The organism is Lysobacter terrestris (assembly GCF_014489475.1).
GTDB lineage: Bacteria > Pseudomonadota > Gammaproteobacteria > Xanthomonadales > Xanthomonadaceae > Agrilutibacter > Agrilutibacter terrestris.
On the sequence record NZ_CP060820.1, the window covers coordinates 1199810 to 1219303 of the forward strand.

The following is a 19494-nucleotide window of genomic DNA, read 5'->3' on the forward strand; positions in this document are numbered from 1 at the left end:
GGGGCATGACCGGAGCGTTCAGTCCTTTTCCTTGCCGATCACCTTGCCGGTCTTCGGGTCGATCTTCACTTCCACGTCCTTGCCCTGCGGATCGTCCGCCTCGGCGTTCCAGATGCCGTCCTCGTAGTCGACGTCGTGCACGTGGGTGTAGCCGGCCGCGGCCAGTTGCGCGCGCACGTCGGCTTCGCTGAGGTTGGCGACCTGCTCGTCGGGATAGACCTCGCCGGTGGACGCGTCCACGCGTACGTCGACGCGGTTGCCGTTGGCGCTGCGCGCGTCGGCCTTCCACACGCCGTCCGCGAACTTCACGTCGTTGACCCTGGTGTAGGCGGGGGGAGGCTGCAGTCTTCGCAGCGACACGCCAATCGCCGGTGAATCCACCGGCGACGGAGTCATCCGCGGTTGCGCAACGTGCAGGGCGCGTCAACGCGACGCGCAAACTGCGTCAACGACGACGCGCTGCGTTCAGGCCACGCCGAGGTAATCGGCCTTGCCGATCGCCACGCCCGCCTGGCGCAGCAGGTTGTAGGCGGTGGTGGCGTGGAAGTACAGGTTCGGCAGGACGTATTCGAACAGGTAGCTGCGGCCGTCGAAATCGAGGTCGCCGCGACGGCTCTTGACCGTGATCGCGCGGCTTTCGCTGTCGACGAACTGCGCGGGCGCGAAGCCCTCGATGTGCGCGAGGGCGGCGGCGATGCGCGCATGCAGCTGGGCGAAGGTGGTCTCGTTGTCCTCGACGCTGCGTGTCTCCTCGCCGGCCAGGCGCGAGGCACCGCGCGTGGCCATGTCGGTGGCGATCTGCACCTGCCGTACCAGCGGCAGCATGTCGAAGATCAGGCGCGACTGCAGCAGCGCGTCGGGGTCGGCGCCGCGTTCACGCGCGTAGGCCTCGCCCTTGGCGAGCACGCGGTCGAGGTTGCGCAGGGTGCGGGCGAAGACGGGAACGGAGGCGTCGTACATCGACAGGGGCATGGGGTGTTCTCGCGGCTCGGGAAAGGCATGCAGGTTAGCCGTCCGGCGCCGGGGCGATTAGCCGCGATTTCCGGGACGCCGCGTCCCGCGGACGGGCCATGCGGGGCACGGTCGCGCCCGCGCACGCCTGCCGGTCGCGCGGTTGACGACTGGCGGATGAACGGGTGCACGGATCGCTTCGCGGCATCCTCCATCGCGCCGCGCGCGGGAGGACAATTGCCGTGGATATCCGACACGACAGGAGACCGCCATGCGCTCGAAGCCCCTCCTCCCCCTGCTGCTCGCGGCGGGCCTGGCGGGTGGACTGCTCGCCAACCACGACGCCGCCGCACGCCTGCGTTACGTCACCGACGCCGATGCGCCACGCGCGCTGGCCGCGGCTGGCCCGGTCGACGTGCGCTGGGACGATCCGGCGAACTTCGCCGAGATCCGCTACAGCTCCAACCGCATCGAATCGCGCCGCGGCGACTGGGTCGAACAACTGGCCCGGCACGTGCGCGACTACGCCGCGCCGCGCCTGCCCGCCGGCGAACGCCTGGAAGTGACCCTCACCGACGTCGACCTCGCCGGCGACTACGAGCCCTGGCGCGGCCCGCAGTTCCTCGACACGCGCTTCCTGCGCGACATCTATCCGCCGCGCATCAGCCTGCAGTTCACCCGCACCGACGCGAACGGCACCGTCATCGCGCAGGGCGAACGCAAGCTGCGCGACCCGGGTTACCTGATCGGCACCAGCCTGGTGTCCAACGATCCGCTCAAGTACGAGGAGCGCATGCTCGAGCGCTGGCTCGCGCGCGAACTGCCGGCGCCCGCGCGGAGCGTCTCCACGCGCTAGCGGCGCGTCGCATGCAAGGCCACGAAGAAGGCGGCCCGCGGGCCGCCTTTTCGCGTGCATCGATTTCGTGTGCGCCTATGTGGCGCGGCGCTACAGCTTCAGCGCGCCGTTCTCGACGATGGCCTTGCCATCGAGCGTCACCGTGCTGCCCGGCAGGAACATCACCAGCCCGTACGGCACCGAGTTGTCGCCGCCGGCCCAGATGTTGACGCCCGTGCCCACGGTCACCGATCCGGCCGGCACCCAGTTGCCGACCTTGCTCGTCGCCGGCAGCTGCACGTTCGGGTTGATGCCGATGTCGATGAAACCGAACTGGTCCTTGCGCGGATCCTGGACCGCGTCGTAGCCGGCCTTGAGGTCGGCGTAGCCCGGCCCTTCCCCGCTCATCGCGGTCACCTTGCCACCGCTCACCGTTAGCGTGAGGTTGCTCACTTCCTTGCCGCGGAAGTACAGGCGCGTGGCGACCACCTTGCCTTCGGCGCTGCCGGCAACCGGGGTGGTGTAGACCTCGCCCGCCGGCAGGTACGCGGCCGCGGCGGCGGCGCCGGCCTTCATGTCCTCGGCACTGACCACGCCATCGCTGACCAGCACCGGGCGGCCCTTCACGCTCAGCTTGAGGTCGGTGCCGTTGGGGTTGGTGATGTGCACCTCGCCGCCCGCGGCAATCGCGCCTTTCACCTGCGCGCCGCGCGTCTGCAGTTCGCTGTAGTCGAGGTTGACGCCGTTCCAGAACGTGCGCGCGAGCTCGTCCTGGGCGAGGCCGTAACGCTCGGCGCGCCACGGCGTCGGATACAGGTTGTTGCCGATCTCGATGTTGCGCACCTTGCGCAGGAACTTCTGCATCACCGGCTCGCCGGTCTTGCCGCGCGCGGCCAGGCGCTTGGGATCGGCGCCTTCGAACAGGTTCTCGGTGGCATCGTTGCCCACCGAGATCACCACGTTGACCATGTCGGCGAGCTTGCTGCCGAGCACGCTCGCCTGCGTGTCGTACTTGTCGGGCACGTCGAAGAACATGCGCTTGTCGAGGCGGTCGCTGCCGTACTCGATCAGCGGGAAGCCGCCGACCTTGCGCACGTTGACCGCGATGTTCTCCAGCAGCTCGGCGTCGCTGGTGCGGCCCGTGATCAGCACGACCTCGCCCTCCTTCACCGCGGCGCTCTGGGTGACGACGCGCTGGGCGAGTTGTTCGAGGTCGGTGTAGGCGGCCTTGGCCGGTTCCGCCGCAGGTGCGGTGGCGGCGGGGGCCGCGGCGTCGGCGGCGGGGGCGGCTTCCGGCGCTGCTTCACGTTGGCAGGCGGCGAGCGCGGCAAGGACCGCCGCGGCCAGTGCAGTGGCAATGAGGCGAGATTTCATGGTGCGCGTCCAAGGGGCCCATGCGGGCGGAGCACCCCCAAGGAACGCAGCGCTGCCGTGACGACGGCCACCGCCCGGCGCCGCGCCGCCACGACGCGCGGCGCAACGCCAGCGCAATCAAGCCACTGGCGTGCGGGCCTCACCCGATCAGGTAGCCCTGCCGCAAACGAAGAGCCCCGCCGGTGGCGGGGCTCCTGGTGACCGCGAGCGCGACGCCGCGTTACTTGCGCGCGTCCGCGCTGGCATCGCGGGCGGCGCGGAACTCGGAGTCCGGCGCCCAGTTCGGCCACGCGCTGGAATTGGCGAGGTCGCTGCCCAGCGTGTACAGCACCTGCAGGTCGCGCGCCATGCCGGTGAACGGCCAGCTGGCTTCCCATTCGTCGGCGGGCTGGTGGTAACGGTCGCGGGTGTACATCTCGCTCCACGCCTTGCTCGCGGCGACACCGCCGTCGATGCGGTCGTCGCCCGAGCCGAACGAGATCGCCGGCACGCCGCGCTTGGCGAACGGGAAGTGGTCGGAGCGGAAGAAGTGGCCCGCCTCGGGCTTGGGATCGGGCGAATAGTGCATGTTCCACTTCGCCGCGGTGGCGACGAGCCGGTCGAGCAGTTCCAGCTTGGCGCTGCCGGAGATGTTGAAGTCGCGCGCCGGGCCGTGCGGATCAAGCGCGTCCATGTTGATCACGCCCACGGTCTTGCCCAGCGGGTACAGCGGCTTGGACGAGTAGTACTCCGAGCCCAGCAGGCCCTTCTCCTCCGCGGTGACGTTGAGGAACACGATCGAACGCTCGGGCTTCTTCTTCGCGTGGGCGAAGGCGCGGCCGAGTTCGATCAGCGCGGCGGTGCCGGTGGCGTTGTCGACCGCGCCGTTGTAGATGCGGTCGCCCTTGGCGTCAGGCTGGCCGACGCCGAGGTGGTCCCAGTGCGCGCTGTACATCACGTACTCATCGGGCTTCTTGCTGCCTTCGAGCAGACCAACGATGTTCTGCGAGGTGATGACCTTGGAGTCGGCGTCGTAGTCGGCGCTGAAGGTCGCGCCCTTGATCTCGACCGGCTGGAAGTCGCGCGTCTGCGCCTGCTGCTTCAGCGCGTCGAAGTCGAGGCCGGCCTGCTTGAACAGGCTCACCGCGAAGTCGCGCTGGATCCAGCCCTCCAGCGGCGCGTGCACCGCGGCCGGATCGTCGCGCACGACGTCGAACATGGTGTTGGTGTTGGAGTTCTTCACCGTCGCCCAGCCGTAGGAGGCCGGATCGGTCTCGTGCACGATCAGCAGGCCGGCGGCGCCCTGGCGCGCGGCTTCTTCGAACTTGTAGGTCCAGCGACCGTAGTAGGTCATCGCCTTGCCGCCGAAGTCGCCCGTGCCGGTTTCAAAATCCGGATCGTTGATCAGGACGACGAGGATCTTGCCCTTCACATCCATGCCCTTGAAGTCGTCCCAGTTGCGCTCCGGCGCCTTGACGCCGTAACCGGCGAACACCAGCGGCACGTTCTTGATGGTGACGTGCGAGGCACCGTTGAGCGGGGCACGCACGGCGATCTGCTCGCCTTGGGTCAGCGCCTGCGCCTTGCCGCCTTCGCTCAGCGACAGCGTCGGCGTGCCGGTGATCTCGGCGCGCAGCAGCGGCACCGCCTGCGTCCACAGGCGCTTGCCGTCCTTCATGTCGCCGCCCGGCTGCAGGCCGGCGGCCTGCATCTGCGCGGACACGTATTCGATCGTCCTGGTTTCACCCGCGGTGGCCGGACCACGGCCTTCGAATGCGTCGGACGACAGCACCTTCACCTGTTCGGACAGGCGCTTGGTGTCGAAGCTCGGCGCCTTCGGGCTGGCGGCCAGGGCCGGCTGCAGCACGCACGCCACGGAGAGGGACAACAGGGAAGCGGCCAACGCGCGCCGGGCGGGTGTGGTGTTCATGCGATACCTGATGTGAGGGCGGACAACGGCCTTCGATGGTAGCAGCGGCCGCGGCGGCGCCAGGGATGACTGACGGCACGGTTGCACGCCCGATCCTGCACAGCCGATCCGGCACGGTTTTTCCTGCGCGCCGTCACGGTCCGCGAATGCGCTGCTCACGCCGGATCGACTTCGCTGAGCCGATCGCCACCGGCCATCATGGACGCCGCGCCGTTCAGCCGCCGATGCCGGAAATTCACGGCTGCACAAGGAGCGGGGGGCCTAGGCTGCGTGCATCCGCCCCAGCGAGGCAGCACTCATGCGCAGGCAGATGCACTGGTCACGCTTGTTGCTGGCGACGGCAGTGGCCCTGTCGCCCGCACTGCTGTGCGCGCAGACGCACGAACCGGCCGAAGCCGAGGCGCGCGCTGCGCCCAGTGTCGCGTCTCGCACGCAGGCGACCACTTCGGCTCGCTGCCCGATGACCCTGGTCATGGCCGCGCTGATCGCCTCGGCCGAGCGGCAGGACGCACTGCAGAAGCAACGCGCGGCGTCGGTGCCGGCCCCGGCCCCGGCCGCGCCTCCGTCGCCGCACGCCGCGACTGCGCCCACGCGCAGCGACGACGTGCGCGGGCGCATCGCCGTGCAGGCCGACGGCGACCGTCCTTGAGCCGTCCGCAATCCTCCGACGCCGGCCGCCGCGAACGCTAGCGCTCAGCCGGCGCGGGCGAACGCGTGGAAGGCCTGCACCACGTGGGCGATGTCGGCGTCGCCGATGTCCAGGTGCGTGACCAGCCGCACCCGCGGCGCATAACCGATCGACAACCGGATCGACGCCGCGTCCATGTGCTGGCGCAGCGCGGCCAGGCGTTCCGCCGGTACGTCGATGAACAGCATGTTGGTGTGCTGCCCGGCCACGGCGATGCCGGGCACGTCGCCCAGCGCCGCGGCGAGTTGCGCGGCGCGACGGTGGTCGTCGGCCAGGCGCGCGACGTGGTGGTCGAGCGCATGCAGTCCCGCCGCCGCCAGCAGGCCGGCCTGGCGCATGCCACCGCCGGCGACCTTGCGCCAGCGCCGCGCCTCGCCCACCAGCGCGCGCGTGCCCAGCAGCACCGAGCCCACCGGCGCGCCCAGCCCCTTCGACAGGCACACCGACACGCTGTCGAAGTGGCGCGCGATCGCGCGCGGCGCCACGCCATCGGCGACCGCGGCGTTGTAGAGCCGCGCGCCGTCCAGGTGCAGGGCGAGACCGTGGCGATCGCACAGCGCGCGCGCCTCGCGCAGGTAATCGTGCGGCAAGGGCCGGCCGTGCCAGGTGTTCTCCAGGCACAGCAGGCGCGTGCGGGCGAAGTGCGGATCGTGCGGCTTGATCGCCTGCGCGACGACCTCCAGCGGCAGCGTGCCGTCCGCCGCGTGCACGATCGGCTGCGGCTGGATCGAACCGAACACCGCCGCGCCGCCGCCTTCGTACTTGTAGGTGTGCGCGTCCATCCCGACCACGTACTCGTCGCCGCGCTGGCAATGCGCCAGCAGCGCGAGCAGGTTCGCCTGCGTGCCGCTGGGCGCGAACAGGCCGGCTTCGAACCCCAGCTCGTCGGCGAGGCGTTGCTGCAGCGCATTGACGGTCGGGTCCTCGCCGTACACGTCGTCGCCGACCTCCGCGCGCAGCATGGCCTCGCGCATCGCGGCGGTCGGGCGGGTGACGGTGTCGCTGCGCAGGTCGATCCAGTCCATCGGTGCGGGGTTGTGAAGGAAGACCGCGGCAGCATAGCCGCTGCCCCCGCGGCGTATCGCGTGAAGGTCGGTCGCGGCAACGCCGCGCGGAAAGGCCTATGCTGTCGCCGCCCGGAGGTTCCGACCATGAGCACCCAACGCGATTACGACCCGGACGACAACTTCGCCCGCGCGTTCGACCCGGAAGCCGACATCGACGAGGACGCCGCCGTCGAGGCATTGGCGTGGCAGTTGCTGCTGCTGATCAATCCCGACGACGAGGATGCGGCGATGCAGCAGTTCGCCGCGGCCCGCGATGCGCTCGACGAAGGCACCGACGCGGCCGACGCGCTGCGCGACGTGATCGATTGGAAATCCGGCTTCTTCGTCGAGAACGAGGACCCCGGCGGCCTGATCGAAGTGCTCGACGAACTCGCCGCGCGCTTCAACCTGCGCATCGACTGGGGCGTTGAGGATCCTTCGGACGAGGACTTCCTCTCCGATGCGGAAGTGCCGTCGCTGATCGGCACCGCCTTCGACCGCCTGCGCGAGCACCACTACACGCTGTGGACCTACGAAGCCGGCGGCGAACACCACGCCGGCTTCATCACCCGCCAGCGCGACGACGAGGCGTTGCCGATCGTCGCCGGTGCGCTCGGGCTGCATGTGCGGCCTGGCGCGGGCTGAAGAACTTCATCGCACTTTCGGCTCGTGCGTTTCTCTTCTCCCCGCGTGCGGGGAGAAGATGCCCGCAGGGCAGATGAGGGGCGGCGAGCGCAGCGAGCTGCTTCTCCAGCAGTCAGCAAGAGCAACGGCAACAGCTGCTCGCTGCGCTCGCCCCCTCACCCGCCTTCGGCACCCTCTCCCCGTCGCAAGCGACAGGGAGAGGGACGGGCACGACGCGGGAAAGGGCGATCAATCGGCCAATCGATCAATCGATCAATCGCGAGAGCATCACCCCGCCAGCGACTTCAGCATCCGCACCCAATGGTCGACGTCGTCGTCCAGGGCCTTGACCGGCAGGCGTTCGTCGCGGCCGTGCGCGCGCACGTCGTCGGGCACGATGCCCCACGAACCGTCGACGCCGTAGATCGGGATGCCGTTCTCGCGGAACGGGCGTGCATCGCTCGCACCCGTGCTCATCTCCGGGATCACCGGCGCGCCGGGGAAGCGCGTGTGCACGCTCTTCGCATATGCCTGCAGCACGTCGTCGCGCAGCGGTGAATCCAGCGAGGTCTTGTAGGCGTCCAGGCGGGCGACTTCGACCTTGCCGCCGGCGATCCGCTGCAGCTCGTCGCGGATCGCGTCGGGCGACACGCCGGGCAGGATCCGGCAATTGACCGTCGCCTTCGCCGTCTGCGGCAAGGCGTTGGGCGCGTGGCCGCCGGCGAGCATGGTCGCCACGCAGCGCGTGCGGGTGAGTCCGACTTCGCCCGCGTCGGCTTCGATCGCATCGGCCGCGGCGCCGTCGGCGGGGTTCTTCAGCCAGGCGCGCATCGCATCGCCCAGCGCGCCCTGCTCGCCCTTCTGCCGTTCGCTGAAGTAGGCGCGCGTGGTGGCGTTGAGCGCGGGCTCGAAGCGGTAGGCGCCGAGGCGGTTCAATGCGGCGGACAGTTCGTAGATCGCATTGTCCGGCCGCGGCTTGGAGCTGTGCCCGCCGGCGTTGTGGGTGGTGAAGGTGTAGTCGGCGTATGTCTTTTCCGCGGTCTGGAAGGTGAAGCCGATGGGACGCTTGTCCGCGCTGAACCCGCCGCCGCCGCCGTCGGCGTTGAGCCCGTACTCGGCGTCCAGCAGCGGGCGCCATTCGGTGGCACCCAGCACCGCGCCGCGGCCGGTGGTTTCCTCGTCGCCGGTGAACAGCACGACGATGTCGCGCCTGGGCTTGAAGCCCTGCGCCTTGAGCTGCAGCAGCGCCGTGGTCACCGCGACCACGCCCATCTTGTCGTCGCTGGTGCCGCGGCCGTAGAAGTAACCGTCCTTCTCGACCATCGTGAACGGATCCATCGACCAGTCCTCGGCGTGCGCCTCGACCACGTCCATGTGCGCGAGCAGCAGGATCGGCTTGGCGCTCGTCGCGCCCGCGGCGGGCCAGCGCACGATCAGCGCGGCGGTCTTGTTCTCGGGCGTGGCGTCGTAGGGCATGACGCGGACATCGCCGTCGGCCCAGCCCGCCGCCTTGTACTGCGCGGCGAGGTGCTGCGCGAGTTCGGGCACCTTGCCGCGGCCGGCGACCGTCGGGATCGCGACGGCCTCCTTGAGCAGGCCGCGTGCCTTCGCGTGCCAGGGGTTGTCGGCGGCGGTGGCGTTGGCAGCGGCGAACAGGGCGGCGGCAAGTATCGCGATACGCATGGAAGGTCCTAGACAGGCGCGCGGCGGCGCAGGGTGACGCGGAAGGGATCGCTACGACGGGGTTCGTTACCGGCCGACGGATGCGCGGCGATAGCCGCGCCCCGACAGCGACAGCAGCAGGCCGATGCCGCTGGCCACGCCGATGATGAGGTGCATCGTGCTGGCACCGGAGGTGCCGGCGAGCGCCAGCGGCTTCATCGCCGCAACGCTGTACTGCAGTGCGAAGTGCGCGACGGCGACGAGGTACATCAGCGGCACCAGCGCGCGGTAGCGCAGCAGCACCAGCAGGAACAGCGCGCCCAGCAGCACCTGCTCCAGGCCCATGCGCGCCATCAGCGCGATGATGTTCTGCGCTGCGCCGGCCGGGTAGGTGTCCAGCGGCATCGTCGACACCGACTGCGCGCCACCGTCGGCGCGCAGGATGTGCACGAGGCCGAGCGCGAGCTTCATCAGCGTCAGCGGTGCGAACAGCCACAGCGCCAGCACGTGGCCGCGGAAGCGGTTGTCCACGTGGGCGGGAAGGATCCGCTTCAGCATCGATGGCTCCGGGAGCCCTGGGCAATGGCCGAGTATTCCGGCTGCGGGCGGTGGCGACGTGTGCCGGTAGTCCCGTGCGCGACACGGCCCGCAGGCGCTATCGTGCCGGCGGTCACATCCCGGCCATCCGCGCCGGCCACCCACGACATGCGACAGGATCCCCCATGCAATTCCTGATGCTGGTTTATTCCGACGCCACCCTGCTGGACGCGCTGCCCGGCGAACAGTACGACAAGCTGATGCGCGGCTGCCTGGAACACGCCGACGAACTGCACGCCGCCGGCAAGCTGAAAGGATCGCGCCAGCTCGAGCCGGCCGCCACCGCGCGCACCATCCGCACGCGCAACGGCAGCACCAGCGTGGTCGACGGCCCCTTCGCCGAAACCAAGGAAATGCTCGCCGGCTTCAACATCATCGAGGCGGACAGCTTCGAGGAAGCCGTGCGCATCGCCATGGAATTCCCGTGGTCGCGCACCGGCAGCATCGAGGTGCGGCCGATCCGCGACATGGACGCGGTGCGCGGCCGCGTCGGCGCGGCAAAGCCGCGGCATGCGGTGGGCAGCGAAGCGCTCTAGCGCGCTACGGCGCGGCCGCAGCACAGCGCCGCGCCACCGGGTTGCACTCGCCCGCCGCCGTTGCCGGTGACGTATCGCTCAGTCGCAACCGATCAGGGCGCCGATGTCGTGCGCCTGCGCCAGCAGGTAGTCGGCCTGCACGGTGGTGAGTTGCACACCGCGCTGCGCCTGCACCAGCGTGCCGAAGCCGTGCAGCGCCTTGCACGCCCGCGCCGGCGTGTCGGCGGCCAGCGCCGCGAGCGCGGCGTTCAACTTCACCCGCAACGCGCGGGCGATGCCGGCATCGATGGCGTCGAGATCGCCACGCAGGTCGTGGATCGCCTGCTCCGGCGACACCGCGTCGCGCAGCACCAGGTTGTGGTAACCGCCCGCGGCAATCCGCGTGACCCGGCCCAGCCCGGGCGGGATGCGGCCCTGCCCTTCGCTGTCGAATCCCCATGCGACCAGCGTGCCGTCGGCGCGCAGCGCGAGGCAGTGCTGGTCGCCGCCGGCGATCGCGACCACGTCGCCGAGCCCGGCGGGCACCGGGCGCGGGTTGTCGAAATCGCCCCACACCACCACCGTGCCGTCGGCCTTCAACGCCATGCTGAGCGCGTACGCGGCGGCAATCGCGACGACGTTGTCGAGGTCGGGCGGGATGTCGAGCTGGCCATCGATGTTGCTGCCCCAGGCCACCACCGTGCCATCGGACTTCAACGCCATGCTGTGGGAGCGGCCGGCGGCGATCGCCACCACGCCGTCCAGGCCGGGCGGCACCGTCGCCGCGCCCTCGAAATCACTGCCCCAGGCCACCACCGTGCCGTCCGACTTCAGTGCGAGGTTGTGCTGGAAGCCAGCGGCGATCGCGGTCACGCCGCTGAGGCCGGGCGGTACGTCGGTCTGGCCATTGGCGTTGCCGCCCCACGCCACCACCGTGCCATCCGCCTTGAGCGCGAGGCTGTGCCAGAGACCGCCGGCCACCGCGGTGACGCCGCTCAATCCCGGGGGCACATCGATCTGGCCGAAACTGTTGGCCCCGAACGCGGCGACCGTGCCGTCGGCGCGCACCACCAGGCTGAACAGGTGGCCCGCACCGATCGCGGTCGCGCCATTCGTGTCGGCGGGCACGGCGGTCTGGCCGTCCAGCGCCAATCCCCACGCCGCGACCGACCCCTGCGCGGATGCGCTCGCCGGCAGCAGCCAGCACAGCGCCAGCAGCGCGAAGGCATGGAAGCCGCCGCGGCAGATGCTCCGGGAACGGAGCGACTGCGCGATGGAGGATGCCCCGGACGACGGTGACTCTTCCCGGCTGCGCGCGTGCATCGCGAACCTCCTTGGCGCAGCTCCCCACGGCTGCAGACGTAGACCGACTCCAAACCACACGTGCCAGCAGACGTGCCAACAACGCATTCCAGTAATCAGCTTCACGCGGTATCGGCATGCCGCCGGTCATCCGCGGCGCGCTCGTTGCATGACTGCGGCAATCGCGCGGTCGCGGAGCATCGACATCGGATCACCGCCGCAACGATTTCACGCCGTCGCCGCAACCGTGAACCGTTGCGACGGGTTCAGCGCCGGCTGGCGCGGCCTTCATCCGCGCGCCCCTAAGGTGCCGGCTTGCACCAGGCACGGAGAAGCGAGATGAAGAGACAGGCACTGATCACCGCCGCGCTGCTGCTGGCGTTCACCGCACCCGCGTTCGCCGACAAGGGCCGCAAGCACGAGCATCCGCCGGGCCACACGCAGGCCGATGGCCGCCACGACAACGGCCGCCACCTGGGCTGGCAGAAGCAGGCGTGGAAGCGCGGCGACCGCATCGTGCTGGTCGAGGTCGAACCGCGTTACTACATCGACGACTACCGCATGTACCGGCTCGACGCGCCACCGCGCGGCTACCGCTGGATCCGGCCGATGGACGACCGCTACCTCCTGGTCGAAGTGGCCACCGGCCTGATCGTGCAGGCACTGGGTTACTGATCCGGCGACCGCAACAGGAAGGCCCCGCATGGCGGGGCCTTCCGCATGTGCACGCGTGCTCGCGCGCGCAATCGCAGCCGCTCAATCGCAGCTGATGCTCGGGTTCCAGTCCGCGAACAGGCCGTTGCGGTTGCCCTGCCACAGCCACACGTGCAGCACCCAGGCATCGACCGCGGGGTTGTAGTGGAAGGTCTGCCCGAACAGCTCCGGCACCGGATTGCTGCCCAGCGCATTGGCGAACACCAGGTACTCGACCGCCACCAGGCGTTTGCCGCCGGTGTTGGTCGGCGCGTACACCAGCAGTTCCGGCGTGGTCGCGTCGACTTCGGCATCGAAGAAGATGTTCCAGTTCACCTGGTGGTAGCCCATCCCGCCTTCCGGCGACGACAGGCAGGGCGTGAGCTGCTCGGTCCAGCCGGCGGCGATCGCGTTGTCGAGCGAATGGAACGCGGCGGTCGCCAGGCGCAGCTGCTGCAGTTGCGCGTTCAGCGCCGAATCCTGGCCCGCCATCGCAACTGGCGCAGCGCTCGTCGCCACGGCCAGGCCGATGGCGGTCAACAGGGTCTTGGAATTCATGCGGTTCTCCGTCGCGGGGGGAAGGCGCGGACGCCACGCATCCTGCATGTGCCGCAACGCGATCAACGCCGGTAGCGCGGCCAGCGGGACAGATTGCGACGGGTGTCACCCGCAATCCGCACAGACCCTCCCCATCCGGGTAATCGACAACGCCAACGGCGAGTTGCCGCAATGCAGGCCTGCCCCGTGCGACACGCCGCCATGAACCTCATCTATTCGCACAGCTATGCCAGCGCCCGCGCCTTCGCCATGCACCACGAGCTCATGCCCGGCGACTGGAAATGGCTGCAGGATGCCGACGTGCTGCGGCAGAACCCGCGCGCCGACGTGTTCAAGGTCGAGCGCTGGGAAGCCAACCCGCAGCGCGACAAGATCGACGAGGCGCTCACGCGCGCGCAGAAGGCGCACCGGTTGGGATCGCTGACCGAGGTCGATGCGTTCCGCGGCACGCTGGGCGTGTCCGGCACCTGAGCCGCGTCACCGCGCGATCCGGGAATCGTCGCCCGGTCCGTACCGCAAGTCGGCCGCGATCGCGCTCAGCAGGCGCCGGCGTCGACCCAGCCGTTGGCGACGCGACGCATGCGCTGCCCGCCGATGCAGCGCTCGTTCTTGGTGCCGGCGCGTTGCGCCTCTTCGCGCGCGCGCTGTTCGGCGCGCAGGCGCTGCTGCACCTTGAGCGCGGCCTGGCGCATTTCGCGCTGGGCTGCTTCCGTGGGTTCGCTGCGCGGGGCGGCGGCAGGCGCCTTGGCCGGCGCGGGCGGCGATGCGGCATGGGCGCAGCCGATGCCGGCCATGCAGGCCGCGATCATCACCATGCGCACGCTATGACCCAATTGCCCCATCGCGATTCCCCCGACGCCGACCGGCGCCTTCCGGCATCCGAACGATACCCGCCTCGCGGCGAGGATACCGGGACACACGCCGCAGCCGCGTCCGCGCGCCACTGCGTAGACTGCGCCCTCCTCCCAACGCCTGCCCCGCCGATGATCCGACGCACCCCTCGCCCGCCCGCCGCCACACCCGCCCGCGGCCTGCTGCTCGCCCTCGTCGCCGCGGCACTGGCCGCCTGCGCCACCGCACCCGCCGGTGCACTCGTGGACGGCCGCGAAGCGTTGCTCGAAGGCACCGTGACCGCCGTCGACACCACGCCGTGGACCTACGACGGCAACGCCGTGGTGACGGTAACGACGGCCAACGGCACCGTGCGCGTGCAGCTGCCGGCGCGCTGGAACCTGTGCAAGGCGCCGCCGCCGGACGACGTGCAGGCGCTGCAGCCCGGCGACCGCGTGCACGCCGCGGGCACCGCGATCGGCGCCGACAGCGTGGTGGTGTGCGCGCAACCGCAGCACCACCTGCGCAGGCTGCCCTGACCCACCTGCACGCCAGGCACTGACGCAACAAGGCCCCGCGCTGCGGGGCCTTGTCGTTTCATGCGGACCCGCGCTTACGCGCTGGTCGCCCGCCGCGGCAGCTTCCAGCCGGGACGGGCGAAGTGGCAGGTGTAGCCCTCGGGATAACGCAGCAGGTAGTCCTGGTGCTCGGGCTCGGCTTCCCAGAAGTCGCCGGCGGGCGCCACTTCGGTCACTACCTTGCCCGGCCACAGCCCGGAGGCATCGACGTCGGCGATCGTGTCGAGCGCGACGCGCTGCTGCTCCGGCGTGGTGAAGAAGATCGCCGAACGGTACGAGGTGCCCAGGTCGTTGCCTTGGCGGTCGCGCGTGGTCGGGTCGTGGATCTGGAAGAAGAACTCCAGCAGTTCGCGGTAGCCGATGCGCGCCGGATCGAACAGGATCTCGATCGCCTCGGCATGGCTGCCGTGGTTGCGGTAGGTCGCGTTGCGCACGTCGCCGCCGCTGTAGCCCACGCGCGTGGCGGCCACGCCGTCCATGCGCCGGATCAGGTCCTGCATGCCCCAGAAGCAGCCGCCGGCAAGGATTGCCCGCTCCAACCCGTCGCGCTCGAGTCCGGTGCTCATCGCACGTCCTCCACCTGGTCGAGGTAGTCGCCGTAGCCGGCCGCGGCCATCTCCTCGCGCGGGATGAAGCGCAACGCTGCCGAATTTATGCAGTAGCGCAGGCCGCCCTGGTCGACCGGGCCGTCGTTGAACACGTGGCCGAGGTGGCTGTCGCCGTGCGCCGAGCGCACCTCGATGCGGACCATGCCGTGCGAGGTGTCGCGCAGCTCGCTGACGTTGGCCGGCACGATCGGGCGGGTGAAGCTCGGCCAGCCACAGCCGGATTCGAACTTCGCCGAGGACGCGAACAGCGGCTCGCCCGAGACGATGTCGACGTACAGGCCCGCCCGGTGGTTGTGCAGGTATTCGCCGGTGCCGGGGCGCTCGGTCGCACTTTCCTGGGTGACGCGGTACTGCTCCGGCGTCAGCCGGGCGAGGGCGTCGGGGGTCTTGCGGTAATCGCTCATGGGGCGCTCCAGCGGGGGAACCGGTCGGGTTCCTCTACATGGGGCCGGGGCGGCCCGGGACAATATCGCGGCGGGGGGCCGGAAAAAGAAAAACCCGGCCGAAGCCGGGTTTCTCGTTGCATCAGCGGTGCGGCGCTCGGATCAGAGCGGCTGCACGGCGTCGGCTTGCAGGCCCTTCTGGCCCTTCACCACGGTGAAGGTAACCTTCTGGCCTTCCTGCAGGCTCTTGAAGCCATTGCTCTGGATCGAGCGGAAGTGCACGAAGACGTCTTCGCCATTCTCACGGCTGATGAAGCCGAAGCCCTTGGCATCGTTGAACCACTTGACGGTACCGGTTTCACGGTCGGACATGTTGCTGCTCCTTACAAGGAAAAATCGCCGCGGTTGCGGCAGGAAAGCTGGTTGCAAGGAGAAGCGGGTACAACGTTGTAGCGAACGTCCGGCATGGCGCCGGCACCTACAGCATCAGGCCACGATTCAGTGACCCTTACGAACTCAGCGCGCGCACGGTAAGCGGTGCTGGCCCGTAATGCAATCCCACCCCCCCGGGCGGTTCAGGTTTTCCGGATGAATGGGCCGGCGGCGGCCCGGCCGCGTGCCCTCAGTCCTCCTCGCCACCGCCGGCACGCAGACGCCGGTGCAGCCGGTGCACGGCCAGCAGGCTGGTGCCCAGGCCGAGTACGGCCAGCACCAGCATCCAGCCGCCCTGGCGGCGGATCAGACTCTCGCCCAGCAGCACCGTGCCGGCCGCAAACGGCGCCTCCACCAGCGCCAGCACCGCCAGGTACAGGCGGAACGGCACCCGCAGCAGGCCGAACAGGTAGCCCGGCAGTTCCGACGGCATCGCCACCTGGAACAGCAGCGCAGTCGGGAAGTCGACCTGCGCGGGCAGGCGCCGCAGGTAGAAGTCGGCCAGCCGGGCCGGGACCAGGCCGCGCACCATTGGCCGCCCCAGGTAGCGTCCGGTCGCGTAGGCGCAGGCGCCGCCGAGCAGCCAGCCCAGCCACAGCAGCAGCGCCGTGCCGGCCCGACCCCAGCTGTACACCGCCATTGGCACCAGCACTGCGCTGGAGAAGAACGCGAGCATCGCCGACAGCCCCGACAGCGCCACGAACACCACCCGCCCCGCGAGTGGATGCGCGCCGATGTACGGCGCGGCCTGCGCGAGCAGCTGGTGCAGCGCCGCAAACAACGCATCGACCGACAGCAGCAGCGCCACCAGCGCGCACAGCAGCAGCAGCGCCAGCGCGCGGCGCCAGTGGTGCAGGAACTGCGCGAGGCGCGGGCGTGGAAGGCGCGGAGCCATGGCGGCGGGCGGAACCATGCGGCGATGCCCCCTATCCTGCCACCGCGTGCACCGCCGCCGCGGCGCGTTCGACCTCCTCCGGCGTGTTGACCAGGCTCGGCGCGAGGCGCGCGTAGCTCACCGCATACGGGCTGGTGCTGGCGATGACGCGGCGCTCCAGCAACCCCTTCACCACTTCGTCCGGCGACTTCCCGGCAACCTCGAAGGCGACCAGGCCGGCGGACAGGTCGCCGGACATCGGCGTGTGGATGCGCACCTTGCGGTTCTGCGCGAGGTTGGCCTTGAGCTGGTCGTTGAGGCTGCGGATGCGTGCGGCCACGCGCGTGCGGTCCATCGCCTGGTGCATCGCGAACGCCGCTGCCATCGCCCACTGGTGCTCGAACGCGTGGAAACCGCCCGGCGTCATGCGCGCGGCGTTGGTGGGCGTGTTCGGATCGCGGCCCTCCATCCACGCGTTGTACGACTCCAGGTCGCTGAAGTTGGGAATGGTCGGCCGCAGCCGCGCCCAGTTCTCCGCGTTCGCCCACACCAGCGCGGTGCCGCGCGGCGCGAACATCCACTTGTGGCAGCCCGCGCAGACGTAGTCCGCGCCCATGGTCGCGACCGTCTCGTCGACCGCGCCGAGCCCGTGCACGCCGTCCAGCACCAGCAGCACCCCGGGGTGCTTGGCCTTGAGCGCAGTGGCAATTTCGCGCACCGGCAGACGGATGCCGGTGCTCGAATGCACCCACGTCAGCCCGACCACGCGCGTGTTCGGCGCCATCGCCTGCAGCAGGCGCTCGATCATCGACGCGGTGGTCGCGGTCGCCGCATCCTCGAACAGGGCCAGCCGGCGCATCGTCGCACCGGCGCGCTCGGTGGCCAGGCGGATCGACTCGTGGTGCGAGTAGTGGTCATGCACCGTCGTCAGCACCTCGTCGCCGGGCTGCAGCGGCAGGCCGTGGTAGACCAGGGCGAGGCTTTCGGTGGTGCTGCGCGTCAGCGCGACCTCTTCGGGCTTGCCGCCCAGGTAGCGCGCGATCGCGACCTGCACCTTGAGCGGCAGGTTGGAGGCGTCGTCGGTGAACATGCCGTGCTCGACCACCTGGAACGGATTGCGGTCGATCGCCCGCCGCCAGCCTTCGATCGCATCGCGCACCGGCGCCGGGTGGCTGGCGATGAAGAAGCTGGCGAAGTGCAGGTACGCAGGATCCAGGGTGAACTGCGCACGCACCCGCGCCCAGTCCGACAGGTCCGGCAATGCCGGCGTCTCCTGCGCGAGCACGGCGGCGAAGGACGGCAGCAGCGCACCGGCGCCCAGGGCGACGGGCACGGCGAGGAAACGGCGGCGGCTCAACGAAGCAGGCATCGGCATGGCTCCACGCAATGGGACACGACAGCCAACGCTGTGGCGGTGGCACGTCGGCCATGGAGGGCGCGCCGGTCATGGCCTGGGTCTTGCGTGTGCGGGTCGGAGCCATCGATGCCGGCGCCAACTGCTTCGCGCGTAATTCCCCTCGCCCCGCTTGCGGGGTGAAGGCGGGCGTTTGTGCGCCACTGGCGAACGCCCGACTGAACGCCCTTGCGCCATGCGCAAGGGCCGGGAGCACAGCGAGGGACCCTGCGGGCACTTCTCCCCGCAAGCGGGGAGAAGAACAGCGTGCGATGTCGGAACCATCCCTTATCGCAACGGAGAGAAAAAGGCGCCGCTGCGTTTGCGGATCACCCCTTCGCCTTCACCTCGCCAATGCGGAACCGGCATACATGCCCACCGCGCACGATGCATTCCATGTGGTGGATGCGATGCCCGGAGGCCGCTTCCATGAAGGCGACGTCGAAGCGGCACACGTCCGGGTGCGCGCGGGCAAGCGCGTGGAACACGCAGTTGTAGGCCTCGACCTGCGCCTCGCCGCCGCGCTGCGTGGCGACCGCTTCGTAACCCACTTCATCCATGCGCTTCGCCAGCGCGGCGGCGACGTCCTCGCGCGGCAGTTGCGGATCGGGCACCGGCTCGGCCGCGCCCAGGTCCTGGCCCAGCGCCACCAGCAGTTCGCGCGCGCCGTCGTCGCCCAGCCGCGCGATCACGCCCTGCATCAACGCCCCGGCGATCTGCGCGTAGTTGCGCGGGAACAACGCGTGCGCCTCGGCGGTGAGGCGGAAGCGCGCCTCTGGGCGGCCGCCGGTCGGTCGCGGCGGCATCCGCTCCACCCAGCCCTTCACCAGCAGCGTGTTGAGGTGTTGCCGCACCGCGTTGTGGCTGATGCGCAGGCGCTCGCACAACGCTTCCACGCCGATCCCCTCGGGCTGCTGCAGCATGTGCCGCAGCAGCGCCTGTTGCGTCTGTCCGAGGTGGCGGAGTTCGGCCATCGCGCGTGCGTCCGGACTACCGGTTCAACTCGCCTGCTTCGGGAACTGCTTGGCCAGCGCGCCCGCCATCGCATCGGCGATCGTGTCCATGTGCTGCTGCATGGCCGCCCAGGTCTTCGCTTCGCCGACGCGATCGCCGCGCATCACTTCGCTGATCTGCGCGGCATGATGCGCGCCGTGCGCAATCAGCAGGCCGCGCACCGCATCCTGCGGCAGGTAGGGATTGGCGCCGGACAGGAACACCGCAATCTCGCCGGCGTTCTGCGTCAGCGTCGCCATCGCCGCGTTCACGCCGTTGCGGTTGCCGGCGCGTTCGGCATCGGTCATCGCCTTGACCGCGCCCCAGTGCCCGGCCAGCAACGCGAGCATGCGTTCGCCGGCCGGCTTGCCGTAGAAGCCGGCGACCGCGGCGGACAACTGCTTCGCATTGGCCACCACCGCATTGGCCGCCGCCTCGCTGCGCCTGGCGTCGCCGGCCTTGACCGCGAACGCGTACTCGCGCGTCTTCTCGACATGGCCGTGCCACAGCGTGCGCAGCGTCGCCTGCAACTTCGGTGCGGACACCGCCGCCGTCGGCGTGGCCGCCGCGTGCGCGCCTTCGTGCGCCTGCGCGCCCGGCGGCACCAGCAGGCCCGAGATCAGTAGGAAGGTCAGGTACTTCATGGGT

At 70.1% G+C, this 19494-nt stretch carries 24 protein-coding genes; 7 read left to right on the top strand and 17 right to left on the bottom strand.

The features are described 5' to 3' along the window. Positions 1–18: 18 nt before the first annotated feature. Together H8B22_RS05580 and H8B22_RS05585 are read right to left on the bottom strand one after the other, a co-directional pair. The gene (locus tag H8B22_RS05580; protein ID WP_225876289.1) at positions 19–360 is read right to left on the bottom strand and encodes a PepSY domain-containing protein; all 342 of its coding nucleotides are present in this window, start codon (positions 358–360) and stop codon (positions 19–21) included. Positions 361–465: 105 nt separating this feature from the next. Next, positions 466–972 (bottom strand): DUF1993 domain-containing protein, encoded by a 507-nt coding sequence (locus tag H8B22_RS05585; RefSeq protein WP_187713114.1) that lies wholly within the window; start codon positions 970–972, stop codon positions 466–468. Between the two features lie 250 nt (positions 973–1222). Here H8B22_RS05585 and H8B22_RS05590 point away from each other — a divergent pair, with 250 nt between their 5' ends. Next, a complete protein-coding gene (locus tag H8B22_RS05590) occupies positions 1223–1807 on the top strand; it encodes a DUF3016 domain-containing protein (protein ID WP_187713115.1) in 585 nt (194 codons plus the stop codon). 90 nt (positions 1808–1897) lie between these two features. Here H8B22_RS05590 and H8B22_RS05595 read toward each other — a convergent pair whose 3' ends face one another. Next, the gene (locus H8B22_RS05595; RefSeq protein ID WP_187713116.1) at positions 1898–3160 is read right to left on the bottom strand and encodes an aminopeptidase; all 1263 of its coding nucleotides are present in this window, start codon (positions 3158–3160) and stop codon (positions 1898–1900) included. Positions 3161–3380: 220 nt separating this feature from the next. Then, a complete protein-coding gene (locus H8B22_RS05600) occupies positions 3381–5069 on the bottom strand; it encodes a M28 family metallopeptidase (protein WP_187713117.1) in 1689 nt (562 codons plus the stop codon). A 310-nt stretch (positions 5070–5379) separates the two neighbouring features. Between H8B22_RS05600 and H8B22_RS05605 the strand changes: the two genes are divergently transcribed. Then, on the top strand, positions 5380–5718 hold the full coding sequence (locus H8B22_RS05605; RefSeq protein WP_187713118.1) for a hypothetical protein: 339 nt from the start codon (positions 5380–5382) through the stop codon (positions 5716–5718). Between the two features lie 44 nt (positions 5719–5762). Here the strand turns inward: H8B22_RS05605 and ltaE are convergent, their stop codons facing one another. Then, positions 5763–6782: a low-specificity L-threonine aldolase gene (gene ltaE / locus H8B22_RS05610; protein ID WP_187713119.1), complete on the bottom strand. Its 1020-nt coding sequence runs from the start codon at positions 6780–6782 to the stop codon at positions 5763–5765. A gap of 126 nt (positions 6783–6908) precedes the next feature. Between ltaE and H8B22_RS05615 the strand changes: the two genes are divergently transcribed. Then, positions 6909–7448, top strand: coding sequence for a DUF6630 family protein (locus H8B22_RS05615; protein WP_187713120.1), 540 nt, complete (start codon positions 6909–6911; stop codon positions 7446–7448). A gap of 267 nt (positions 7449–7715) precedes the next feature. On the opposite strand, the gene H8B22_RS05620 is transcribed toward H8B22_RS05615, so the two are convergent. Both H8B22_RS05620 and H8B22_RS05625 read right to left on the bottom strand, forming a co-directional pair. After that, positions 7716–9110, bottom strand: coding sequence for a M20/M25/M40 family metallo-hydrolase (locus H8B22_RS05620; RefSeq protein ID WP_187713121.1), 1395 nt, complete (start codon positions 9108–9110; stop codon positions 7716–7718). Between the two features lie 66 nt (positions 9111–9176). Beyond that, on the bottom strand, positions 9177–9647 hold the full coding sequence (locus tag H8B22_RS05625; RefSeq protein ID WP_187713122.1) for a hypothetical protein: 471 nt from the start codon (positions 9645–9647) through the stop codon (positions 9177–9179). Between the two features lie 164 nt (positions 9648–9811). On the opposite strand from H8B22_RS05625, the gene H8B22_RS05630 reads away from it, so the two are divergent. Beyond that, the gene (locus tag H8B22_RS05630) at positions 9812–10222 is read left to right on the top strand and encodes a YciI family protein (protein WP_187713123.1); all 411 of its coding nucleotides are present in this window, start codon (positions 9812–9814) and stop codon (positions 10220–10222) included. A 78-nt stretch (positions 10223–10300) separates the two neighbouring features. Here H8B22_RS05630 and H8B22_RS05635 read toward each other — a convergent pair whose 3' ends face one another. Beyond that, positions 10301–11524, bottom strand: a complete 1224-nt coding sequence (locus H8B22_RS05635; RefSeq protein ID WP_187713124.1) for an RCC1 domain-containing protein — start codon at positions 11522–11524, stop codon at positions 10301–10303. A gap of 318 nt (positions 11525–11842) precedes the next feature. Between H8B22_RS05635 and H8B22_RS05640 the strand changes: the two genes are divergently transcribed. After that, on the top strand, positions 11843–12178 hold the full coding sequence (locus H8B22_RS05640; RefSeq protein WP_187713125.1) for an RcnB family protein: 336 nt from the start codon (positions 11843–11845) through the stop codon (positions 12176–12178). 81 nt (positions 12179–12259) lie between these two features. On the opposite strand, the gene H8B22_RS05645 is transcribed toward H8B22_RS05640, so the two are convergent. Next, positions 12260–12754, bottom strand: coding sequence for a hypothetical protein (locus H8B22_RS05645; RefSeq protein ID WP_187713126.1), 495 nt, complete (start codon positions 12752–12754; stop codon positions 12260–12262). Between the two features lie 201 nt (positions 12755–12955). Between H8B22_RS05645 and H8B22_RS05650 the strand changes: the two genes are divergently transcribed. Then, complete coding sequence (locus H8B22_RS05650; RefSeq protein WP_187713127.1) at positions 12956–13225, top strand: hypothetical protein; 270 nt, start codon at positions 12956–12958, stop codon at positions 13223–13225. Between the two features lie 65 nt (positions 13226–13290). On the opposite strand, the gene H8B22_RS05655 is transcribed toward H8B22_RS05650, so the two are convergent. Further along, positions 13291–13596, bottom strand: coding sequence for a hypothetical protein (locus H8B22_RS05655; RefSeq protein WP_187713128.1), 306 nt, complete (start codon positions 13594–13596; stop codon positions 13291–13293). A 141-nt stretch (positions 13597–13737) separates the two neighbouring features. Between H8B22_RS05655 and H8B22_RS05660 the strand changes: the two genes are divergently transcribed. Beyond that, positions 13738–14124, top strand: coding sequence for a hypothetical protein (locus tag H8B22_RS05660; protein ID WP_187713129.1), 387 nt, complete (start codon positions 13738–13740; stop codon positions 14122–14124). A gap of 74 nt (positions 14125–14198) precedes the next feature. On the opposite strand, the gene msrA is transcribed toward H8B22_RS05660, so the two are convergent. The 7 genes from msrA to H8B22_RS05695 all read right to left on the bottom strand — a co-directional run bounded on the left by msrA (position 14199) and on the right by H8B22_RS05695 (position 19490). Continuing rightward, the gene (msrA, locus tag H8B22_RS05665; protein WP_187713130.1) at positions 14199–14729 is read right to left on the bottom strand and encodes a peptide-methionine (S)-S-oxide reductase MsrA; all 531 of its coding nucleotides are present in this window, start codon (positions 14727–14729) and stop codon (positions 14199–14201) included. Further along, on the bottom strand, positions 14726–15175 hold the full coding sequence (msrB, locus tag H8B22_RS05670; protein WP_187713131.1) for a peptide-methionine (R)-S-oxide reductase MsrB: 450 nt from the start codon (positions 15173–15175) through the stop codon (positions 14726–14728). The genes msrA and msrB overlap by 4 nt, the downstream gene beginning before the upstream one ends. A gap of 141 nt (positions 15176–15316) precedes the next feature. Further along, on the bottom strand, positions 15317–15526 hold the full coding sequence (locus H8B22_RS05675; RefSeq protein ID WP_187713132.1) for a cold-shock protein: 210 nt from the start codon (positions 15524–15526) through the stop codon (positions 15317–15319). A 250-nt stretch (positions 15527–15776) separates the two neighbouring features. Then, the gene (locus H8B22_RS05680) at positions 15777–16481 is read right to left on the bottom strand and encodes a VTT domain-containing protein (protein WP_187713133.1); all 705 of its coding nucleotides are present in this window, start codon (positions 16479–16481) and stop codon (positions 15777–15779) included. Positions 16482–16512: 31 nt separating this feature from the next. Then, positions 16513–17829, bottom strand: a complete 1317-nt coding sequence (locus tag H8B22_RS05685; protein WP_187713134.1) for an aminotransferase class V-fold PLP-dependent enzyme — start codon at positions 17827–17829, stop codon at positions 16513–16515. 353 nt (positions 17830–18182) lie between these two features. Next, a complete protein-coding gene (locus tag H8B22_RS05690) occupies positions 18183–18827 on the bottom strand; it encodes a helix-turn-helix transcriptional regulator (RefSeq protein WP_187713135.1) in 645 nt (214 codons plus the stop codon). 24 nt (positions 18828–18851) lie between these two features. Continuing rightward, the gene (locus H8B22_RS05695) at positions 18852–19490 is read right to left on the bottom strand and encodes a hypothetical protein (RefSeq protein ID WP_187713136.1); all 639 of its coding nucleotides are present in this window, start codon (positions 19488–19490) and stop codon (positions 18852–18854) included. Positions 19491–19494: the final 4 nt, after the last annotated feature.